18 protein-coding genes are annotated in these 19,710 nt (G+C 69.2%); 9 read left to right on the top strand and 9 right to left on the bottom strand.

All coding sequences use genetic code 11. The features are described from left to right. Positions 1–217: 217 nt before the first annotated feature. The 8 genes from ACQBAU_RS00870 to ACQBAU_RS00835 form a co-directional block, all read right to left on the bottom strand. A complete protein-coding gene (locus ACQBAU_RS00870) occupies positions 218–1,531 on the bottom strand; it encodes a Gfo/Idh/MocA family protein (RefSeq protein WP_465256199.1) in 1,314 nt (437 codons plus the stop codon). Between the two features lie 59 nt (positions 1,532–1,590). After that, a complete protein-coding gene (locus tag ACQBAU_RS00865) occupies positions 1,591–2,181 on the bottom strand; it encodes a hypothetical protein (protein ID WP_465256198.1) in 591 nt (196 codons plus the stop codon). Further along, positions 2,174–2,482, bottom strand: coding sequence for a hypothetical protein (locus ACQBAU_RS00860; protein WP_434548838.1), 309 nt, complete (start codon positions 2,480–2,482; stop codon positions 2,174–2,176). Before ACQBAU_RS00860 ends, ACQBAU_RS00865 begins: the two co-directional genes overlap by 8 nt. 102 nt (positions 2,483–2,584) lie before the next feature. Continuing rightward, positions 2,585–3,031, bottom strand: coding sequence for a 50S ribosomal protein L9 (gene rplI / locus ACQBAU_RS00855; protein WP_434548839.1), 447 nt, complete (start codon positions 3,029–3,031; stop codon positions 2,585–2,587). Positions 3,032–3,048: 17 nt separating this feature from the next. Next, positions 3,049–3,282 (bottom strand): 30S ribosomal protein S18, encoded by a 234-nt coding sequence (gene rpsR, locus ACQBAU_RS00850; protein ID WP_434548840.1) that lies wholly within the window; start codon positions 3,280–3,282, stop codon positions 3,049–3,051. Positions 3,283–3,420: 138 nt separating this feature from the next. Continuing rightward, positions 3,421–3,996, bottom strand: coding sequence for a single-stranded DNA-binding protein (locus ACQBAU_RS00845; protein ID WP_434548841.1), 576 nt, complete (start codon positions 3,994–3,996; stop codon positions 3,421–3,423). A gap of 198 nt (positions 3,997–4,194) precedes the next feature. Continuing rightward, positions 4,195–4,485: a 30S ribosomal protein S6 gene (rpsF, locus tag ACQBAU_RS00840; protein WP_434548842.1), complete on the bottom strand. Its 291-nt coding sequence runs from the start codon at positions 4,483–4,485 to the stop codon at positions 4,195–4,197. A 132-nt stretch (positions 4,486–4,617) separates the two neighbouring features. Next, positions 4,618–6,597: a DUF4838 domain-containing protein gene (locus ACQBAU_RS00835; protein ID WP_465256197.1), complete on the bottom strand. Its 1,980-nt coding sequence runs from the start codon at positions 6,595–6,597 to the stop codon at positions 4,618–4,620. A 17-nt stretch (positions 6,598–6,614) separates the two neighbouring features. Between ACQBAU_RS00835 and ACQBAU_RS00830 the strand changes: the two genes are divergently transcribed. Beyond that, positions 6,615–8,282, top strand: coding sequence for a hypothetical protein (locus ACQBAU_RS00830; RefSeq protein WP_465256196.1), 1,668 nt, complete (start codon positions 6,615–6,617; stop codon positions 8,280–8,282). A gap of 195 nt (positions 8,283–8,477) precedes the next feature. On the opposite strand, the gene ACQBAU_RS00825 is transcribed toward ACQBAU_RS00830, so the two are convergent. Beyond that, positions 8,478–9,695: a Gfo/Idh/MocA family protein gene (locus ACQBAU_RS00825; RefSeq protein ID WP_434548845.1), complete on the bottom strand. Its 1,218-nt coding sequence runs from the start codon at positions 9,693–9,695 to the stop codon at positions 8,478–8,480. Between the two features lie 206 nt (positions 9,696–9,901). On the opposite strand from ACQBAU_RS00825, the gene ACQBAU_RS00820 reads away from it, so the two are divergent. From ACQBAU_RS00820 to ACQBAU_RS00785, 8 genes are all read left to right on the top strand, one after another. Further along, positions 9,902–10,159, top strand: coding sequence for a hypothetical protein (locus ACQBAU_RS00820; RefSeq protein ID WP_434548846.1), 258 nt, complete (start codon positions 9,902–9,904; stop codon positions 10,157–10,159). Positions 10,160–10,276: 117 nt separating this feature from the next. After that, positions 10,277–11,068: a deoxyribonuclease IV gene (locus tag ACQBAU_RS00815; protein WP_465256195.1), complete on the top strand. Its 792-nt coding sequence runs from the start codon at positions 10,277–10,279 to the stop codon at positions 11,066–11,068. 550 nt (positions 11,069–11,618) lie between these two features. Continuing rightward, positions 11,619–12,386: an SDR family NAD(P)-dependent oxidoreductase gene (locus ACQBAU_RS00810; RefSeq protein WP_465256194.1), complete on the top strand. Its 768-nt coding sequence runs from the start codon at positions 11,619–11,621 to the stop codon at positions 12,384–12,386. A 132-nt stretch (positions 12,387–12,518) separates the two neighbouring features. Next, complete coding sequence (locus tag ACQBAU_RS00805; protein ID WP_465256193.1) at positions 12,519–13,436, top strand: lysophospholipid acyltransferase family protein; 918 nt, start codon at positions 12,519–12,521, stop codon at positions 13,434–13,436. Further along, complete coding sequence (locus ACQBAU_RS00800; protein ID WP_465256192.1) at positions 13,433–15,106, top strand: FAD-binding oxidoreductase; 1,674 nt, start codon at positions 13,433–13,435, stop codon at positions 15,104–15,106. Before ACQBAU_RS00805 ends, ACQBAU_RS00800 begins: the two co-directional genes overlap by 4 nt. Positions 15,107–15,377: 271 nt before the next feature. After that, a complete protein-coding gene (locus ACQBAU_RS00795) occupies positions 15,378–16,361 on the top strand; it encodes an ABC transporter permease (protein WP_465256191.1) in 984 nt (327 codons plus the stop codon). A gap of 1 nt (position 16,362) precedes the next feature. After that, positions 16,363–17,598, top strand: a complete 1,236-nt coding sequence (locus ACQBAU_RS00790) for an ABC transporter permease (protein WP_465256190.1) — start codon at positions 16,363–16,365, stop codon at positions 17,596–17,598. Next, positions 17,595–19,682 carry an ABC transporter ATP-binding protein gene (locus ACQBAU_RS00785; RefSeq protein WP_434548854.1) on the top strand — a complete coding sequence of 696 codons (2,088 nt, stop codon included), beginning with the start codon at positions 17,595–17,597 and terminating at the stop codon, positions 19,680–19,682. Before ACQBAU_RS00790 ends, ACQBAU_RS00785 begins: the two co-directional genes overlap by 4 nt. The last annotated feature ends 28 nt before the right edge of the window (positions 19,683–19,710 follow it).

Here is a 19,710-nt window from a genome sequence, read left to right as displayed (position 1 = left end):
GGGCTCGCGGTCCCGCACCGAGCGGGCGGTAGGAGAGGTCTCCAGTGTCGATTCGCCTCTCCGACTGCCCTCTCGATGTGGCGGGCCCTCGCCAAGTGCCCTCTCGAAGTGGCGGGCCCTCTCCGACTGCCCTCTCGATGTGGCGGCGCCTCGCCAAGTGCCCACTCGAAGTGCGTGGGGCCCTCGACAAGCACCGGAGACGTACCGGCCAGGAAGGTCAGGGCATGCCGGTACGGTTGCGGGCCCAGTCGCCACGGGTGAAGTCGGGGAACTCGACCGGGACGTTGCCGCCGACCACCGACTCCTCACTGAGAGCCCCCGGCGCGGACCAGGCGGCCGCGTCGTAGACGTCCATGTCGGGCACGGTTCCCTCGGTCATCGTCTGCACCAGCCGCAGCAACATCAGGTAGTCCATGCCGCCGTGGCCGCCGCTGGCCAGAGCCGCCTCACCCTCGGCCCGCCACAGCGGGTGTTCGAACTCGGGCAGGTACGGGTCGATCTCGCGGTACTCGCCGTGACCAGACTCACCGTCGCCCTGATCCCCCTGGATCCCTTCCAGGGTTGGGTCCTGCTCCAGGAAGACCCGCGGCGGGTAGTCGGTGAAGATGCCGTTCGTGCCCACCACCTGGTTGCGGCGGTCGTACGGCCGGGGCCCGACGACCTGGTGCTGCAGCACGATGCTGCGGCCCTGCTCGGTCTGCAGCAGCGAGGTGTTGATGTCGGCGGCCCGGTAGACCTCGTCGTGGCGTGGATCGCCCGCCGGTACGGTCGCGGCACGGAACTCCTGCAACCCCAGGCTCGGTGAGCCCATCGACACCAGCCGGGTGAACCGATCCCCGCGGTTGATCCCGAAGTACGCCGCCACCGGGCCGAGCCCGTGGGTCGGGTACAGGTTGCCGTCGTGGTCGATGTGGGCCTGCCGCCGCCACGACTTGGTCTCCATCAACATCTTGCGCAGGTCGTGGGTGTAGGAGGCCTCGGCGTGCAGCAACTGCCCCAGTGCCCCGGCCCGGACCAACTGCAGGGCCAACAACTCGTTGCGGCCGTAGCAGCAGTTCTCCAGGATCACGCAGTGCCGCTGGGTCTGCTCGGAGCTGTTCACCAGGTCCCAGCACTCCTGCAGCGTGACGGCGGCGGGCACCTCCACGGCCACGTGCTTGCCCGCCTTCATCGCCTGCACGGCGAGCGGTGCATGCGAGGTCCACGGGGTCGCGATCATCACCAGGTCGACGTCGTCGCGGGCCAACAGCTGTGCGGTGGCGTCGTCGCCGGCGTGGGTGTCGGGGGCCGGCTGCCCCCGCTCGGCGAGCAGGTCGGTGATCGGGACCATCGCCTCGGCGCTGCTGTCGGCGATCGCCACCACCGTCGAGTTCGGCACCGGTACGAGGCTGTTGACCAGGCTGGTCTGCCGGGCCCCCGCCCCGATCAGGCCGATCCGGACCTCGGCCCGGGGCTCGAAGGCCAGGTCGGCGACCGACTGCTGGCCGGGGGCTCGTTCGGGAAAGGGCGCTGGCGTCGCGTCAGAAGTCACGCCCTCATCGTTGCCCAGTCCGCGGAAACCCTCAGCTGGTCTCAACGTCCGACCACGGCTCAGCTGCCCGTGCACGGCACCCCGCGGGACCGGGCGTGGGCCCGTACGGCCTCGGCGACCGGTGCGAAGTCGTGCGGGGCGACCGCCAGCGTGAGGTCGTACGTGTGGTCGTGGCCCGCGGCGCGCGACACCCGGACCCGGCGCGTCCCGTCACGCATCCCGAGCCCGGTGCCGGCGGTCCGGTCGAGGAACGACTTCGTGTGCTGGTGGCGGGCCCGCGGCGCCGCCCCGTCGTCGACGACCCTGATCCCGGTGACCTCCGACCACGGCGTGGTGAGGCCCTTCCGGCCGTGGAAGCCGGTGTCGTCGACCACGAACACCGGGTCACCGGTGAGCCCGGCGCCCACCTGGCGCAGGACCTCGACCGCACTGATGGTGGCGGCCAGTCCGACCAGGCCGATCACGACGCCCAGCCCGACGGCGACCCAGCCGCCACTGCCGGCCGACAGCTGCGCCGCGCCGACGGCGATCCACACCCCGAGTCCCAGCGTGCCCAACATCAGCAGCAGCGCGACACCGAACCCGACCAGTTGGCATCGGGCCCGCCGCTGGTTCGGCACCACCGCGACGCGTGTCGGTCGGTCAGTCACCCAGCACCGTGACCTGCCGGTCGGCGCGCGACTCGGCCAGCTCCGCCGACCGCGCGGCGATCACCTGCTCCGGCAACGCGACCACGACACACTCACCCCGGAACTGGTCGGCGAGTTCGTCCAGCACCGCGATCACCTGATCGGCATCGGCCAGCCGCTCGTCCACGCGCGCGCCGGGGCCCGGGCCGTACGACCACGTGGCGGCCACCCGCTCGACGGCCAGCGCGGACAGCACCCGCGAATCGACCAGGTCACTGCACACCACGAACCGGGCCGGACACTGCAACTCGCCTTCGCTCACCCCACCAGTGTGCCGCGCCGGCCGGGGGAAGCACCACAGCCCGCCGGACAGTCGTCCGACGGGCTGTGGTGATGCGGTACGTCTTCGGGCGGGCCTCGCCGATCAGGCTGCCACGACCTCCACGTCGAAGTGGGCGGTCACGGCCTCGTGCAGCCAGACGCCCACGTTGTGGGTGCCGACGTTCTTGATCGGCTTGAGGATCTCGACGACGCGACGGTCCACGTTCGGGCCACCGGCCTTCTTGATCGCGGCGGTGATCATCGCAGCGGTGACGGCACCGAACAGCCGGCCGTTCTCGCCGGTCCGCACGGGAACCTTGACCTGGAGGCCCTCGAGCTGCTCGCGCACCTCGTTGGCGTGGTCGATGTCACGGATCTGGCGGGCGTCACGGCTCCGCTTGATCCCCTCGATCTGCGCCTCGCCGCCCTTGGTCCACCGGATGGCGGAACCACGCGGCAGCAGGAAGTTGCGGGCGTACCCGTCCTTCACCTCGACGATGTCACCGGCCAGGCCGAGCTTGTCGACCTCAGCAGTCAGGATGAGCTTCATGTTCTCGTCGTCCCTTCTCAGCGTGCCGTCGAGGCGTACGGCAGCAGCGCCATCTCGCGGGCGTTCTTGATGGCGATCGCGACGCGGCGCTGGTCCTGGACCGACAGTCCGGTCACCCGCCGGGCGCGGATCTTGCCACGCTCGGAGATGAACTTGCGCAGCAGCGGAACGTCCTTGTAGTCGACCTCGCCAACCCGGGTCGACTTGACCGGTGCGAGCTTCTTCTTGGGCTTGCGTACAGGTGCGGCCATTGTGGTGCTCTCCTTTCAGAGCCCGACCCCTGCGAAGGATCGGAATGTGCCTGGGTGTGCCCGGTGGGCCACCGTGATGAGGTTGTTGGTCTGTTCAGTTGTCAGTCGGCCGGGACCGCCCGGGGCGGCCGGCTCCGATCAGAAGGGCGGCTCGTCGCTCTGCGGGGTCGCCCACGGGTCGTTGCCGCCCCGGTCGGACTGCCCACCGCGCTGGCCACCGCCACCGCCACCGCCGGAACCACCCCACGGGTCGTCCCCGCCACGGCCGCCGCCGGAGTTGCCCCCGCCGCCACCGCCGCCGGAGTAGCCACCGCCACCACCGCCGCCGGAGTAACCGCCGCCGCCACCGCCGGAGGTCTTGGTGACCTTCGCCGTGGCGTACCGCAACGCCGGGCCGATCTCGTCGACGTCGACCTCGAAGACGGTGCGCTTCTCACCCTCACGGGTCTCGAACGAGCGCGACTTCAGCCGCCCCTGCACGATGACGCGCATCCCCTTCTGCAGCGACTCCGCCACGTTCTCGGCGGCCTGCCGCCACACGGCGCAGTTGAGGAACATGGCCTCACCGTCCCGCCACTCGTTGGCCTGGCGGTCGAACGTGCGCGGTGTCGAGGCGACGGTGAAGTTGGCCACCGCTGCCCCGGACGGGGTGAAGCGCAGTTCGGGGTCGGCAGTCAGGTTGCCGACCAAGGTGATGACTGTTTCGCCTGCCATGTCTGTCTCCGTTGTCGTGTGGATGGATCCCAGCCGTTGCTCCCGGTCGGCCGACGGACGCCGCAGCGACGCCGGTCACCGACCGGGCCCCAGTCTTCCCTCCGCCACCGACAGCTTGCAACGGTTCGGCCACGGAGTTGGGGACGAAGCCTTCCGTACGAGGAGGTCCCGTACGAGCGGGCTCCCGTACGAGGGGGCTCAGTGCAGGTCGGGGCGCAGGACCTTGGTCCGGACGATCTGCTCGTTGATCGCCATCAGGCGCTCGAGCTCCTTGACCGTCTTCGGCTCACAGGTGAGATCGATGACGGCGTAGATGCCTTCGGGCTTCTTGTTGATCTCGTACGCCAGCCGGCGCCGACCCCAGATGTCCACGTTGTCGACGGTTCCGCCGTCGTTCGTGACCGTCTTCAGGTGCTGATCGATCGTGGGCTGCACCTGGCGGTCGTCGATGTCGGGATCGATGATGACCATGACTTCGTACTTGCGCATACGCAACTCCACCTCCTCTGGTCTCTGCGGCCCCAGGACGTCCCTGGGGCAGGAGGGCGTTATGCCTGGCCGGGCGCGGGAGCGCTCGACCGAAGTGACACCCTACCGCACCGGACCGTACGGGGAGAAACCTCAGTCGGCCGTACGAGCAGCGGTCCGGCCCGCCGTCCGGGCGGTGACCATCTCCGCCTCCCGCCGCTCGACGTAGCGGTCCTCCCAGTCGATGCCGGAGTGTCCCCAGCGCTCACCGGCGGCCTCACTGCGCAGCCAACTGCCGAAGAGGTGGTCGACCTTCGCGGCGACCGCGTAGTGGTGTCCGGCCGCGGCGTCACGCTCGACGGTGGCGAGGAGCTCGCGCAGTCGGTCACCGGCCGGCACTCCGGCGGCGTTGGCGTCGAAGGCGTCCTTGAGCCGGACGAGATAGCGCGCCCACGCCGCCCAGGCCGTGGCGAGTGGCTCGTCGGGACACCGCTCCGCCAGCCGTTCCGCCGCCGCCAGCACCCGGTCGAACGCGCTGCGGCTCCGCTGGCCCAGCAGCAACTTCGGCACCGGGACCAGACAGCCGACACCACCCCGGTCGGGCTCCCCGGCCGGATCGCGCTGCAGGGTGTCCAGTGCGGACAGGAAGTCCGCGGCGGCCGTCGCACCGCCACCCCGGCCGAACAGGTGGTCCGACCAACGTGGGAGCACCTCGTCGGCGCTCTCGCCCCACGCGGCGCGGGCGAACGCGTAGTAGTTGAGTCCGTACGCCGCCCAGTGGTCGAGGGAGAACTGGGTCAGCACCCCGTCGCCACCCCGCTCGGTGATCAGCTGCACCTCATCGGCCAGCCGCGTGTGGTGGACCATCGGCAGCGACAGGTACAGGTTGACGCCCATGTAGTACTCGTAGACGTTCACCTGCCCACCCCGGTCGGCGGCACCCCACTCGGCCAGCGCCGCCACGTACGCGGCGTTGGTCGGACACCCGGCGTCGCCCAGGTCGTGGTTGATGCAGCGCCAGTAGAACGCCACGTACGCGATCAGCCGCTCGTCCACCACGAACCCGGGTGCGGGGTACAGGTAGTTGACGTAGGCGAAGAAGCTGATCTTGAGGTCGGGCCGCTGCCGGGTGACCCGATCGGCGACGTCGGACACGAGGTCGTGGTAGAGACCCTGGGACTGGTGGACGTGGGCGGCGACGGTCTCCCAGCGACCCGGCACCTGATCGCCCACCAACGCCGTACAGGCCTCGCACTCACACCATCCGAAGCCGTCGTTGGGCACCAACGACAGGGTCGTCACCTCGGGGTGCTCGGCGGCGTAGCCGAGAAGTTGCTCGGCGAGCAGCTGCCGTACGTCGGGGTTGGTGGCGCAGATCTGCTTCGACAGCAACAGCTTCTCGTCACCACTGTCGGGACCCACCCGGTGGCCACCGATCTCGGCGAAGTACTCGGGGTGCTCGTCGTAGTGCTCGGCGAGCGGGACCAGGTACTCGAAGTTGTGGTGGCCGGACTCGATCTCGACGCCCCGGACGGCGAAGTGGTCGATCAGCTCCGGGTCGTACTGGTCGTAGTGCTCCATCCACGTCAGCAGCTGGTTCATCCGGTTGCGAGCCATCCAGTCGGCCAGCTGCCGGCTCCGCGCGTCCGGTGGGTACTCCTGGATGAAGCCCCGGGACCGCAGCACGGGCGCACCGGAGGTGACGGTGCCGGCCGGCCAGGCCACGTCACCGACCGGGTGGCACCGATCACGACCCGGCTCGAAGAAGCAGTACCCCAGGTGCTCCTCGGCGAAGGCGTACACCGCGTACAGGATGCTGACCGCGTTCGCCCCGCAGAACGTGACCTCACCCGGACCCGACTCACCCGTACCCACGTCGACCCGGTACCCGGGGATGTCGGCCTGACCGAACCGGATCGTCCCCGCCACGCCGGCGCCGGCGGCCGCCGGCTCACGCACCACCCGCACCCCGCAACTCGTCCGCGCAAAGGTGGCGAGTTCGTCGGCCGCGAGGTCGAGGGTGGGCGTCGCCTCGCCGTCGAACCGCACCAGCCAGGTCGCTCCGGCTCGCCACTGCACTGCGCCGGGCATCCCCACGGCCTCGCTGGATTCGGTGATGATCTTCTCCCCCACGTTGGTACGTTCTCGCTGTGGACAGCAGCAACACCGTACGACCTCGGCCCGCGCCGGCGGAGCTGGCGGCCCAGTGGTGGCGGAACCCGTACCCGTGGATCGTGCTCGCGCTCCTCGTGCTCGCCGTCCTGCTGACCGTGCCGGCTCCGCTCGCCAACGACATCCGGTACGAGGCGGGCACCCACTTCACCTCGGTGTACCCGGTGAGCCAGACGTTCAGCCACCGGCCGTTGATGCACCGATTCATCACCGAAGGGCTGTTCCGGCCGGCGTGGCTGGCGACCGGCGGTGACCGGGTGGCGTTCGAGATGGTCGTCCGGGTGCAGGCGATCGTGGTCAGTGGGCTCGCTGCTGCCGCGCTCTGGTTCGGGCTGCGCTCGCGGGCCCGGCGGCTCGCCTCGCCGGTGAGCGCCGCCGCCCTCGGCGGCCTGTTGCTGTGCAGTACGGGCATCGCCTGGGAACCCGACTGGCTGGCCATCGTGCTCACCCTCGCCGGCACCGGGATCGCGCTGCTCCGTCGGCCGGTCGGGCCGATCCTGGGTGGGGTGCTGCTGGCCACCGCCTCGGTGATCAAGTTCGTCTCGTTGCCGATCGCCCTCATCGGGTTGCTGGCCCTGCTGGTGCTCGACGAACGGGGTCCGTGGCAACGCCGACGGTTCGTGGTCGCGACGATCTCGGCGACGGTCGCCGGGATCACCTGGCTGGTCGCGCTCGCCGTGGTGTGGCCGTGGGAGATCCAGTGGCTGCTGGACGGCTCGCAGATGCAGCCCCGCCGACCGCTGTACGACCACGTCAGTCTCACCTTCGAACTGCTCGGCAACGCGTTGATCATGTGGCCCGCGTTCGCGCTGATCCCGGCCTGTCTGGTCCGGGCGACCCGCGGCGAGAAGGTGCTGGTGATCGGGTCGTTGGTGCTGGCATGGCTACCGGTCGTGGCCCAGCAGCAGTACTTCCCGTACCACCTGGCCTCCTTCCCGGTCGTCGCGTCGATCGCGCTGGTGATGGGGTTGCGGCGCGGCGGCTCGTGGTTGGCGCAGTACGCCTTGGGCGGTGCGGTCGGCGCGTTGGTGGTGTTCACCCTCGACCCGCCGACCCGGGTGTCGTTGCTGTGGCCGCTGGTCGGGCTGTGGGTGGCGTACGCGGTGGTCGGCGTGATGGTGCAACGGCGGCGGATCCACGCCTTCCCGGACCGGGCCACCCGGCGGTTGTCGGCGCTGGCGACCTTGGTCGGGGTGATCTGCCTGGTGCCGATCTCGCTGCCGTGGGCCCCGTGGTCGGTGACGGTCGAGCCGTCCCGACAGTTCTCCACCAACTTCTCGCTGTCGGAGAACATCGGCCTGTTCGGGGCCGGCGAACGGATCCGGGAGGAGATCGGTCCGGAGACCCCGGTGCTCTACCTGGCCTTCGGTGACCAGGTCTTCGCGGTCGGCAACCCCACCTTCTGCCAGTTCCCGACGAACGTGTTCGTACAGCGCGGTGAGTGGGAGCCGCCGGTGCTGACGACCGAGACCTACGCCCACAACCGGGCGTGCCTGGACGATCCCCGCAACGAGTACCTGGTGTGGGACAAGAGCTACCTCAACCCGGACCGCCAGCCCCCCGAGGTGATCGCGCAGATCGAGCGCAACTTCGACTGCGAGAACGCCCAGGTCCACAACGTGCTGACGCTCTGTCCGCGCCGCTGAACCCCGCTCACGCGGGTGCCAGGCGGGCCCCGGCCGGGGGGGTCGTCGTAAGAAGGGGCGCCACAGCGACGTCGGTGGACGTGAGCTCCACGTGTGTCACCACAGCGCCCTCTTCCGCGACGCCCCGGCCACGATCGGGCCTTCGGCGGACCCGATCTGACCCGATCAGAGCCGATCAGACCCCGAGGCCCGGTGTCAGCGGCGCGGGCTGGTGGTGTCGACGATCGGCAGCGGGCAGTCCCCGTGGTCGGGGACGGGCAGCCGGGCGCCACCTTGGCGGGCCGAGTCCCAGGCGACGATCCCGGGCAGGTTGATCCGGGCCGCCTTCCATGCGTTGACCGGCGGCTGCTGGCCGGCACCCACCGCCCGGATGAAGTCATCGGCCAGGAAGTGGTGCGACCCGAGGTGCCCGTTGTGGACGCCGTCGTACTCCTGCGGCAACCGCGACCGGTCCTGCACCGGGGCGCAGCCGGAGGCGAAGCTCTCCACCAACGCGGGGTCCAGGCCCTCCAGCGCACTGTCGGCCAGGTCGGCGGCCTTGGTCCGCAACTGTTCGGTGATGTCGAGGCCCTCGGAGCGGGTGGCGAACCGGCTGGCGGTCATGCCCTGCTCGAGCACCCCCTCGGTGCCGAAGTAGCGGAATGACGACTCGTTCATCTCGTACGACACCCCGACGCGGCGGAACTCGTTGGTCCGGATCATCCCGTTGTCGGCGGTCTCGAACAGCGCCGACATGTTGGAGAAGTCGTTGTCGAACATCGACACCTCACGGTCGAACACCCCGTCGCCGCGGTCGTCGACCGACCCGAGCGCGGACGCCGACACGACGTGGGTGTCCCAGGCGGCCATCACACCGCCGACGGCGTGGGTCGGGTACAGCATCGGCGGGTACGAGGCGGTCGCCTTCCAGTTCTCGCCGCCGGAGAACTGGTAGGCCTTGTAGAAGCCGTGGTCCATGTCGTGCACGTAGTCGCCCTCGGCGTAGAACAGCCGACCGAAGCGGCCCTCGGCCTGGGCCTGCCGGGCCCACACCGCCACCGGGTAGTAGTAGTGGGTCTCCCCCATCATGTAGACCTTGCCGGTCTCGGTGACGGCGTCGATGATGCCGGCGACCTCGTCGCGGGTGGTCGCCATCGGCACCGCCGAGTAGACGTGCTTGCCGGCGCGCAGCGCCTCGATGGCGAGGCTGCCGTGGGTCCACCGCTGGGTCATCAGCGCGATGGCGTCGACGTCGGAGTTCACCATCTCCTCGAAGTCGGCCATCGTCCCGGCGAACCCCTCCTTCTCCGCCAGCGCGGTCGCCCGCTCCGGGATCAGGTCGGTGACGAACACCGCCTCGGTGTCAGGGTGGAGGTTCCACAGTCGGGCAAAACTGCCCGCAAACTGGCCACAACCAACGACGCCGATCTTCACGTACGTACCTCTTCCTGGTGCTCCGGACAGCTCTGCAGCCCCTCGTGGCGACTGGACCGTGACCAGATTGTCATGTGGCCGGTGTCGGTTTTCACGTGTCCAAGTGGCGAGTTTGACCCCTGATGCGCAACAATGTTTGGCGGGCTCGCATCGGCGGCACCGCTTGCGGAGCCCCCGATGTCCCGTATCGAGTGGAGGAAAATTACATGTCGTACCAACAGCAGGCAGGCACCGGCGAGGACCCGGGCAAGACGCTCGGCATCGTTGGGCTGATCCTGGCCTTCGTGTTCGCACCGGCCGGCATCATCGTCAGCTACATGGGCAAGAAGAAGTCGGCCGAGGCCGGGTTCGACAACGGGCTGGCGAAGATCGGGTTCATCCTCTCGATCATCTTCACCGTGCTCGGCGTGATCGTCTGGATCATCTACATCGCACTGTTCGCGTCCATCATGGCGACCGCCTGACGCACACGCTTCGTCGTACGGCGGCCACCCCCACCTCGGGGGTGGCCGCCGTTCGTCGTTCACGGACCCGCGACGTTCCCCGGGCATCGCACCCGGGCGTCGGCCTAGGCTGGCCCCATGACGCAGATCCGCATGGGCGCCCACGTCGACCAGACCGACCCGATCGCCGAGGCAGCCGATCGTGACGCCGGCCTCAGCCAGTTCTTCCTGGGCGACCCGCAGGGGTGGAAGCGCCCGACGGTGGCGTACGAGGGTGGCGCGGCCGCGCTGCGTGAGGCCGCCGAGTCCGCCGGGATCGCGTTGTACGTCCACGCCCCGTACGTGTTGAACGTCGCCACCACCAACAACCGGATCCGGATCCCCAGCCGCAAGCTGCTGCAGCAGACGATGGACCTGGCCGGTGAGATCGGCGCCGCCGGGGTGATCGTCCACGGCGGCCACCTGTCGGCCGACGACGACCCGGAGGTCGGCTTCGAGAACTGGTTCAAGGCCGTCGACCGGACGAACATCACCGTCCCGCTGCTGATCGAGAACACCGCCGGCGGTGGCAACGCGATGGCCCGCGAACTGGTCCGGATCGAGCGGCTCTGGGCCGCGATCCAAGCGGCCGACGGGGTCGAGCAGGTCGGCTTCTGCCTCGACACCTGCCACGCCCACGCCGCCGGTGAGGAACTGGTCGGCCTGGTGGACCGGGTCCGCGCCATCACCGGCCGGATCGACCTAGTGCACGCCAACGACTCCCGCGACGCCTTCGGCTCCGGCGCCGACCGGCACGCCAACCTCGGCCAGGGGCAGTGCGACCCCGACGGGCTCGCCGCGGTGGTCCGCGACGCCGGCGCACCCGTGGTGATCGAGACCCCGGCCGACGGCCACCCCGACGACCTGGCGTGGCTTCGCGAGCGTCTCTGAGGCCCGGCCCGCCCGGACACTCCCGGATGCCGAGACCGCAGCAACGACTCCGCGCCGACGACAGTGCCGGCCACGTCGAGAAGCCCGCCGAGCCTGGCGAGACGCCTCCCGGGGCACACGTTGCTCGCTGTGACACACGTTCCTCGCGGTGACATACGCTTCCGAAGCCCTGCAACGTGTGCCACGACGGGGAACGTGTGCCACGACGCAGTCCGCCCGACGGACGCCATCGACAGGACACTTGGAGAGCTGTTGACGCAGGTTTCACCCCGCCGACTGCCCACTCGGTGACAGGGACACTCTCCAACTGCCCACTCGCTGACAGGGCCACCCTCCAACTGCCCACTCGCTGACAGGGCCACCCTCCAACTGCCCACTCGCTGACAGGGCCACCCTCCAACTGCCCACTCGCTGACAGGGCCACCCTCCAACTGCCCACTCGCTGACAGGGCCACCCTCCAACTGCCCACTCGATGCCGGCCGTGCGACGAGCTCACGGGGCGCGGGAGGCGGGGCCCTCCACGAGCTCACGGTGCGTAGGATGGCCGCCGTGCCCACAGCCTTGATCACCGGTGCCACCTCTGGCATCGGCGCCGAGTTCGCCGACCAACTGGCCGCCCGCGGCGACGATCTGGTGATCGTCGCCCGCGACGAGGCCCGGCTGTCCGAGACCGCGGAACGACTGCGCGCCACGTACGGCGTCGACGTCGAGGTGCTGCCCGCCGACCTGGCCGACCGGGACCGGACGACGCTCGTCGCCGAACGGCTCGCCAGCGTGGACCGGCCGATCGACCTGCTGGTCAACAATGCCGGCTTCGGGATGCACAAGCGACTGCTCGATCCCGACGTGCTGCCTGAGCTCGATCACGCCCTCGAGGTGATGTTGCGCGCGGTGTTCCAGCTGGGCGGTGCGGCGGGTCGGGCGATGCGGCTGCGTGGCTCGGGCGCCATCGTGAACGTGTCGTCGACGGCGATGTTCGTCTCGCTCGGCTCCTACTCCGCGATCAAGTCCGCGGTCACCGCGTACTCGGAATCGCTCGCCGTCGAGTTGGCCGGCTCCGGGGTCACCGTCACCGCACTGTGCCCCGGCTGGGTCCGGACCGAGTTCCACGAACGGGCCGGCATCGGCACCAGCAAGATCCCGGGCGCGGCGTGGATCGACGCCCCCGACCTGGTCCGCGACGCGATCCGCGACACCGACCGCGGCAAGCTCGTCTCGGTACCGACCGCCAAGTGGAAGGTCGCGATCGCGGTGGCCCGGGTGGCACCCCGCTCGATGATCAAGTTCGTCTCGTCGAAGATCAAGTCAGGTCGCTGACGCCCCGGGCAAGATCAAGTCAGGTCGCTGACGCCCCGAAGCAACCTCAGGTCGGGTCCCTGACGAGCCGTCAACCCCGCCCCGACTCGGCCGATGCCGGACAGCACGGCAATCGGCCTTAGTGTTGGGGACGTGTCACGGACAACCAGGTACCGCTCGCGATTCCACGCGGCGCTGCGTGCCGTGGCCCAGCGCGGCATCCTCAAGAGCCTTGCCTGGTCGAGCCTCAAGGTCGACATCGCCGGCGAGGAGAACCTGACCGGCCTCGCCGGGCCGTACGTGGTCGTGTCCAACCACACGAGCCACATCGACGCCACGTTGATCGTGTGCGGCATCCCCCTCGACGTGGGCCGCTACCTGGCCACCGGCGTCGCCGCCGACTACTTCTTCACCAAGTGGCACCGCAAGCTGTTCGTGGCGCTGGCCTTCAACGCGTTCCCGATCGAACGGGGCAGCAAGCGGCGGGGCCGCAGTGTCGCCGCCCAGCTGCTGTCCGAGGGCACCCCGATCCTGCTCTTCCCCGAGGCGAGCCGGTCGCGTACCGGCAGGATGACCCGGTTCACCCCGGGAGCGGCCGGGTTGTCGGTGAAGTACGGCGCCCCGGTGGTGCCGGTGACGGTGATCGGCGCCTTCCAGGCGATGCCGGTCGGCCGTTCCTGGCCCAAGCCGGGACGCCCGCCCGTACGACTCGTCTTCGGCAAGCCGATGGAGGCCGAGCCGGGCGAGACGCCGGTGCAGTTCACCGAACGGATCTCGGCACACATCACCGACACCTTCGACGCCCATGCGGTCGAGATGGGGTTGCCGACCCAGGCCGAGTTGCCGGTCGCCACGCGGGGTGGGTCACCGTCGCCGGGCCTGCCGGGCGATGATGCTGGTACGGCTGGAGTAGCGTCAGGGACGCAGCACGACAACGATCAGGGCAGCACGGGTCAGGGCAGCGACGATCGAGACAGTACGAGCCAGGCCCGTACGAGCCAGGACAGCACGAGCCAGGACAGCACCGACGGGGATCCTCGCGATCCGCACCAGGGGAAGGATGAGCGTTGACCGGCGTCAAGCACATGAAGTGGTGGGGCTGGGGTGTCGAAGGCGTGGCCTTCCACCACGAGGACAAGCCCAAGCTGGCCCCCTTCGTCCGGGAGGCCGTCGGGCTCGACCTTGACACGACCTCCCCCACCCCGGCGATGGACTTCGGCGACCTCAAGGTGCCCGACTCCCAGCTGACCGACAAGCTGCGTGACGAGCTGGTCGAGGCCGTAGGTGAGACCTACGTCCTGCTCGACGACGAGGACCGCGTCGTGCACACGTACGGCAAGAGCCTGCGTGACCTGCTGCGGATCCGCCGCAACATCCTGCCCCGGATCCCCGACGTGGTCGTCTACCCGGCCGACGAGGAGCAGGTGCGCAAGATCGTCGACGCCACGATGGCCGCCGACGCCGTCCTGATCCCGTTCGGTGGCGGCTCCAACATCTCCGGCTCGCTCGAGCCGCGCCCGGACGAGACCCGCCAGATCGTGTCGCTCGACATGGGGCGGATGAACCGCGTCGTCGAGCTGGACGAGGAGTCCGGGCTGGCCCGGATCGAGGCCGGTGTGCTCGGCCCCGACCTGGAGCAGCAGCTCAACGACCGCGGCTGGACGATCGGCCACTTCCCCGACTCGTTCACCCACTCCACCCTCGGCGGCTGGGTGGCCACCCGCTCCTCGGGCATGCAGTCCGACAAGTACGGCGACATCGCCGAGATCGTGCGGGGGCTGCGGGTCGTGCAGCCCGAGCACACCACGGTGATCCGGCCGCTGCCGTCCACCTCGACCGGCCCGAGCGTGCGCGAGATGGTGCTCGGCTCCGAGGGCCGGCTGGGCGTGATCACCGAGGTGACCGCGCAGGTCCACCGGGTCCCGGTCGAGCGGGTGGTGCAGGCCTACCTGTTCCCCGACTTCGAGACCGGCGTCGCCACGATGCGCGAGATCGCCGAGTCGGACGCGGCGCCGTCGATCACCCGGGTGTCCGACGCCAACGAGACCGGCTTCTCGTTCGCCACCCGCAAGGACAGCAAGGGCGTGTCGAAGTACGTCACCGAGGGCATGATGAAGGTGCTGCAGGTGCGCGGCTGGGACCTCGACACCCTGTGCCTGTCGTTCATCGGGTACGAGGGCTCGAAGACCCACGTGTCGATGACCAAGGCCACCGTCGACTCGATCGTCCGCCGCCACGGTGGGCTCGGCATCGGCCGCGGCCCGGGCCAGCTGTACGACCAGAAGAAGTTCGACACTCCGTACATCCGTGACTTCCTGCTCGACCGGGGAGCGGCCGCCGACGTGTCGGAGACCGCGGCCCCGTGGTCACGACTGATCGAGGTGTACGACGCGACGGTCGCCGCCGCCAACGGGGCGTACGACGAGCTCGGCGTCAAGGGCTGGATCATGTGCCACCTGTCGCACTCGTACCACTCCGGTGCCTGCCTGTACTTCACCTTCGCCTTCGTCTACGACGAGGCGGCGGATCCGATCCGGCAGTACGACACGGTCAAGCGGGCGATCCAGCAGTCGTTCGTCGACCACGGCGGTACGTTGTCGCACCACCACGCGGTCGGCACCGAGCACTCCCCCTGGCTGACCGAGGACATCTCCGCCGGCGGTGTCGCGATGATGCAGGGCCTGTTCGACGGAATCGACCCCAAGCAGAACCTGAACCCGGGCAAGATCATCCCCGAGTGAGGTCTGCCGCAGTGTCCAGCGAATGTCCACACTGCAAGATGTCCACAGGGCTACGATTGAGTAACATTGGGGCTTCCAGTTTGTTCGAGCGCCGTGGCTGTGGCTTAGTTTTAGCCGGACGTCGAGCCGATCAGGACCCGACGGATGGGTATCGTGCGCACGGTTCGCGGACCCGGGGACGAGGAAACTGCCACGCTGGAGGCCATGAGATGACCCTGCATCTTCGCAGTGCTGCGGTCGGTGCGCCCTCCCCGACGACCGGTGGTGGCCGATGATCCGGTACGTCCTTCGGCGCGTGCTGGGCTGGGTGCTGATGATCGCGCTCGCCACAAATCTCACGTACTTCCTGGCCAACGCCTTCCTCAAGCCGAGGTCGAACTACACCGCCCGCCGGCCGCCGTTGCCGGAGTCGGTGATCGACGCCTCGCTGGACCGGTACAACCTGAACGACAAGGTCCCGCTGATCGAGCGGTGGTGGATCTGGCTCACCGACATCGTCACCCGGTGGCACTGGGGCCAGTCGCCCGAGGGGGTGTTCGTCAACGAGGAGGTCGCCTACCGGATGTGGATCAGTGCCCAACTGGTGCTCGGCGCCACCTTGTTGGCCGTGCTGATCGGGGTCTCGCTGGGCGTCTACACCGCCGCCCGCCAGTACAAGTGGCAGGACGGGTTCTCCCAGCAGGTCTCGGTCGTCACGATGAACATCCCGGCCCCGGTGATGGCGGTGGTCGTGGTGCTGGGCGGCATCTGGTTCAACCAGTCCGTCGGCGACACCGTGCTGTTCGTCGCCGGGTCCGAGAGCGTCGGGGTCGAGGGTTTCTGGAACGTGCTCGGCGACCGCATCCGGCACCTGATCCTGCCGACCATCTCGCTCACGGTGCTCGGGTACGCCAGCTACCACTTCCTGCAGCGCTCCCTGTTGTTGGACAACATCAACGCCGACTACGTCCGTACGGCCCGCGCCAAGGGCCTGACGCTGGCGCAGGCCATCCGCAAGCACGCGCTGCGGACCTCGATCATCCCGGTGGCGACCACGGTCGCCTTCCAGATCCCGGCCATCTTCACCGGCGCGGTGATCAGCGAGACGATCTTCGCCTGGCGCGGCATGGGGCAGTACTTCGTGCAGACGATCAGCAAGAACGACGTCCACGGTGCGGTCGCCATCGCGGCGTTCGGTGCGCTGCTGACCGCCATCGGGGCCATCCTGTCCGACGTGCTGGTTGCGGCCCTCGACCCACGAGTGCGGGTGAGCTGACATGAACGACCAGACCCCCCGCGAACAGGCCGAGGTCGACGAGGCCCCCACGAACCCCGAGAACACGATCCCCGAGAACTCGACCCGCGAGGACACGAGCACCACGAGCACCTTCAGCCGTCCCACCGACGAGGCGGACCGGCCTCGCCGGGCCGGCCGGTCATCGGCGGGCGACGGGGACCACGACCCCCACGACCACGACGCCGTCCACACGATGCCGCGCGCAGAACTGGCGATGGAGCGTTCCCACGACCTGGCCCCCGGGCAGGTCGAACAGATCGGCAGCCAACGGCTGGACGGCGAGCTGATGCACCGCACCGCGAACGGCATCGACGGTGCCGAGTCGCTGGTCGGGGACGTCGATGAGGCCGACGACACCCGCGGCACGAGCAAGACCCGGCTGTACGTGAAGCGCTTCCTGCGCAACCCGATGGCCGTCATCGGCCTGGTGATCTTCGTGGTGATCGCGCTGTTCGGCATCTTCGGCGGCTTCGTCACCCCCCACCACTACGCCGACGTCGACTTCCTGGCGCTGGCCACCCCGCCGGACTCCGAACACTGGTTCGGCACCAACATCACCGGCAACGACCTGTTCGCCGCCCTCGCGCACGGGATCCAACGCTCCCTGGTGATCGGCCTGGTCGTGTCACTGGCGACCACCGTGATCGCCGCGGTGGTCGGCTCGCTGGCCGCCTACATCGGAGGCATCACCGAACGGGTGGTGCTCGAGATCATCCACTTCCTGCTGGTGATCCCCAACTTCTTGATCCTGGCGTTGGTCAGCAACAGCGCCGGCGGCGACTGGCGGATGCTGATCCTGGTGCTGGTCGTGTTCGGCTGGATGTTCTACGCCCGCGTCGTGTGGACCATGGCGATCAGCCTGCGGGAGCGGGAGTACGTGGCCGCCGCCCGCTACATGGGCCTCAGCCCGCTGCAGGTCGTGTCCCGCCACATCATCCCCAACATCGGTTCGCTGCTGACCATCCACTTCACCCTCGGCGTGGTCACCACGATCCAGGCCGAGACCTCGCTGTCGTTCCTGGGCTTCGGGGTGAAGCTGCCCGACGTCTCCCTCGGCACCCTGATCAGTGACGGCGTCGGCACCCTGTTCAGTGCACCGTGGATGTTCTGGTTCCCGGCGATCACGCTGACCCTGCTCACCGTGTCGATGGCGTTCATCGCCGACGGCCTGCGCGACGCCCTCGACCCCAACTCCGCGGCGGGAGGCCACGCATGACCGAGCTGCTGCAGGACCGTACCCCCGATGCCGCCGGTGGCGGCCCCATCCTGTCGGTGAAGGACCTGACGGTGTCGTTCCCGTCCGAGGCGGGCCGGGTCGATGCCGTACGTGGCGTGTCGTTCGACCTGCGCCCCGGTCGTACCCTCGGCATCGTCGGCGAGTCCGGGTCGGGCAAGTCGGTGACCTCGCTGGCGATCATGGGGCTGTTGGCCAAGAACGCCAGGGTCGGTGGCTCGATCGTGCTCGACGGTCGTGAGTTGCTCGACCTCAACGAGCGGGCGATGACCGAGATCCGCGGTCGCGACATCTCGATGATCTTCCAGGACCCGCTGTCCAGCCTGACGCCCGTGTTCACCGTGGGCGACCAGCTGGTCGAGGCGATCCAGATCCACCGCGACGTGTCGAAGGCGGCCGCCTGGGAGCGCGGCGTCGAGCTGCTGGAGCTGGTCGGCATCCCCAACCCGGCGGTCCGGATGAAGTCGTTCCCGCACGAGTTCTCCGGTGGCATGCGGCAGCGGGTGATGATCGCGATCGCGATCGCCAACGACCCGAAGGTGATCATCGCCGACGAACCGACCACCGCGCTCGACGTCACCATCCAGGCACAGGTGCTGGAGCTGCTGAAGACCGCCCAGGCCGAGACGGGTGCCGCGGTCATCCTGATCACCCATGACATGGGGGTGGTCGCCGGGACCGCCGACGACGTCGTGGTGATGTACGCCGGCAAGCCGGTCGAGCGCGCCGAGGTCAACGAGCTCTTCTTCAACCCGAAGATGCCCTACACGGTCGGCCTGCTCGGCGCGATCCCGCGGCCCGACGCGTCGTCGAAGGAACCCCTCGTACCGATCGAGGGCAACCCGCCCATCCTGATCAACCTGCCGGACCGGTGCCCGTTCGTGGCTCGCTGCCCGATCGCGGTCGATGACTGCCTGACCACCGAACCGCCGCTGACCCCGGTCGGCACCGCGCACGACGCCGCGTGCATCAGGGCCACCGAACTGGCCGACGGTGCGATCAACGGCGAGCCGATCTACCCGGTGCCGGTGGTCCCCGAGTCCGCGATCGACCGGCTGCCCCGCGAGGAGCGACCGGCGATGCTGGTGGTCGAGGACCTGGTCCGCGAGTTCCCGCTGATGAAGGGTGCGGTGCTGAAGCGGCGGGTCGGCACCGTGCACGCGGTGAACGGGCTGAGCTTCGACATCCGCGAGGGTGAGACCTTCGCGATCGTCGGCGAGTCCGGCTCGGGCAAGACGACGACCCTGTTGGCGATCATGGACCTGGCCAAGGAGGCCACCGGCCGGGTCGAGATCGCCGGTGTCGACCTGGCGACGCTGCGCGGCGCCGCCGCCGTCCGCAAGACGCGGCGCAACCTGCAGATCGTGTTCCAGGACCCGATGGGCGCCCTGGACCCGCGATTCACCGTGCACGAGATCATCGCCGAACCGATGCGTGCGTTCGGCATCCCGAAGCCCAGGATCAACGCCCGGGTCAAGGAACTGATGGCGACCGTCGGGCTCGACCCGGCGCATGCCGAACGGTTCCCCGGCGCGTTCTCCGGCGGCCAGCGGCAGCGCATCGGCATCGCCCGTGCGCTCGCCTCGGAGCCGAAGCTGCTGGTGCTCGACGAACCGGTGTCGGCGCTCGACGTGTCGATCCAGGCCGGCGTGATCAACCTGCTGGACCGCCTCAAGCACGAGCTGGGGTTGTCGTACCTGTTCGTCGCCCACGACCTGTCGGTGGTGCGCCACCTGGCCGACCGGGTCGCGGTGATGTACCTCGGCAAGTTCGTCGAGGTCGGCGAGGTCGACAAGGTGTTCGACACCCCGATCCACCCCTACACCGAGGCCCTGATCTCGGCCATCCCGGTCCCCGACCCCGAGCAGGAGCGGACGCGCGAGCGGATCCTGCTCTCCGGCGACCTCCCCAGCCCCACCGACGACCGGCCCGGATGCCGCTTCGTCAGTCGCTGCCCACTGTTCCTCACGTTGTCACCGGACAAGCAGGAGTTGTGTCACAACACCACTCCGGACCTGGTGGGGAAGGAGGGTGTGGATCACCGGCATGCCTGCCACCATCGCTGACCCTGTGGAGTTCGTCGACGACCTCGAC

This window comes from Carbonicoccus niuqiaonis, assembly GCF_050157065.1.
Classification (GTDB): domain Bacteria; phylum Actinomycetota; class Actinomycetes; order Propionibacteriales; family Propionibacteriaceae; genus Avipropionibacterium.
This window is presented reverse-complemented; position numbering and strand designations above follow the sequence as displayed.

What these genes read in the sequence shown, in the direction of transcription:
- rpsF (WP_434548842.1), bottom strand. Translation starts at nt 4,485, where the DNA reads ATGCGCAAGTACGAAGTCATGGTCATCATCGATCCCGACATCGACGAC.
- rplI (WP_434548839.1), bottom strand. Translation starts at nt 3,031, where the DNA reads ATGAAGCTCATCCTGACTGCTGAGGTCGACAAGCTCGGCCTGGCCGGT.
- ACQBAU_RS00795 (WP_465256191.1), top strand. Translation starts at nt 15,378, where the DNA reads ATGATCCGGTACGTCCTTCGGCGCGTGCTGGGCTGGGTGCTGATGATC.
- ACQBAU_RS00785 (WP_434548854.1), top strand. Translation starts at nt 17,595, where the DNA reads ATGACCGAGCTGCTGCAGGACCGTACCCCCGATGCCGCCGGTGGCGGC.
- ACQBAU_RS00845 (WP_434548841.1), bottom strand. Translation starts at nt 3,996, where the DNA reads ATGGCAGGCGAAACAGTCATCACCTTGGTCGGCAACCTGACTGCCGAC.
- rpsR (WP_434548840.1), bottom strand. Translation starts at nt 3,282, where the DNA reads ATGGCCGCACCTGTACGCAAGCCCAAGAAGAAGCTCGCACCGGTCAAG.
- ACQBAU_RS00820 (WP_434548846.1), top strand. Translation starts at nt 9,902, where the DNA reads ATGTCGTACCAACAGCAGGCAGGCACCGGCGAGGACCCGGGCAAGACG.
- ACQBAU_RS00790 (WP_465256190.1), top strand. Translation starts at nt 16,363, where the DNA reads ATGAACGACCAGACCCCCCGCGAACAGGCCGAGGTCGACGAGGCCCCC.
- ACQBAU_RS00815 (WP_465256195.1), top strand. Translation starts at nt 10,277, where the DNA reads ATGACGCAGATCCGCATGGGCGCCCACGTCGACCAGACCGACCCGATC.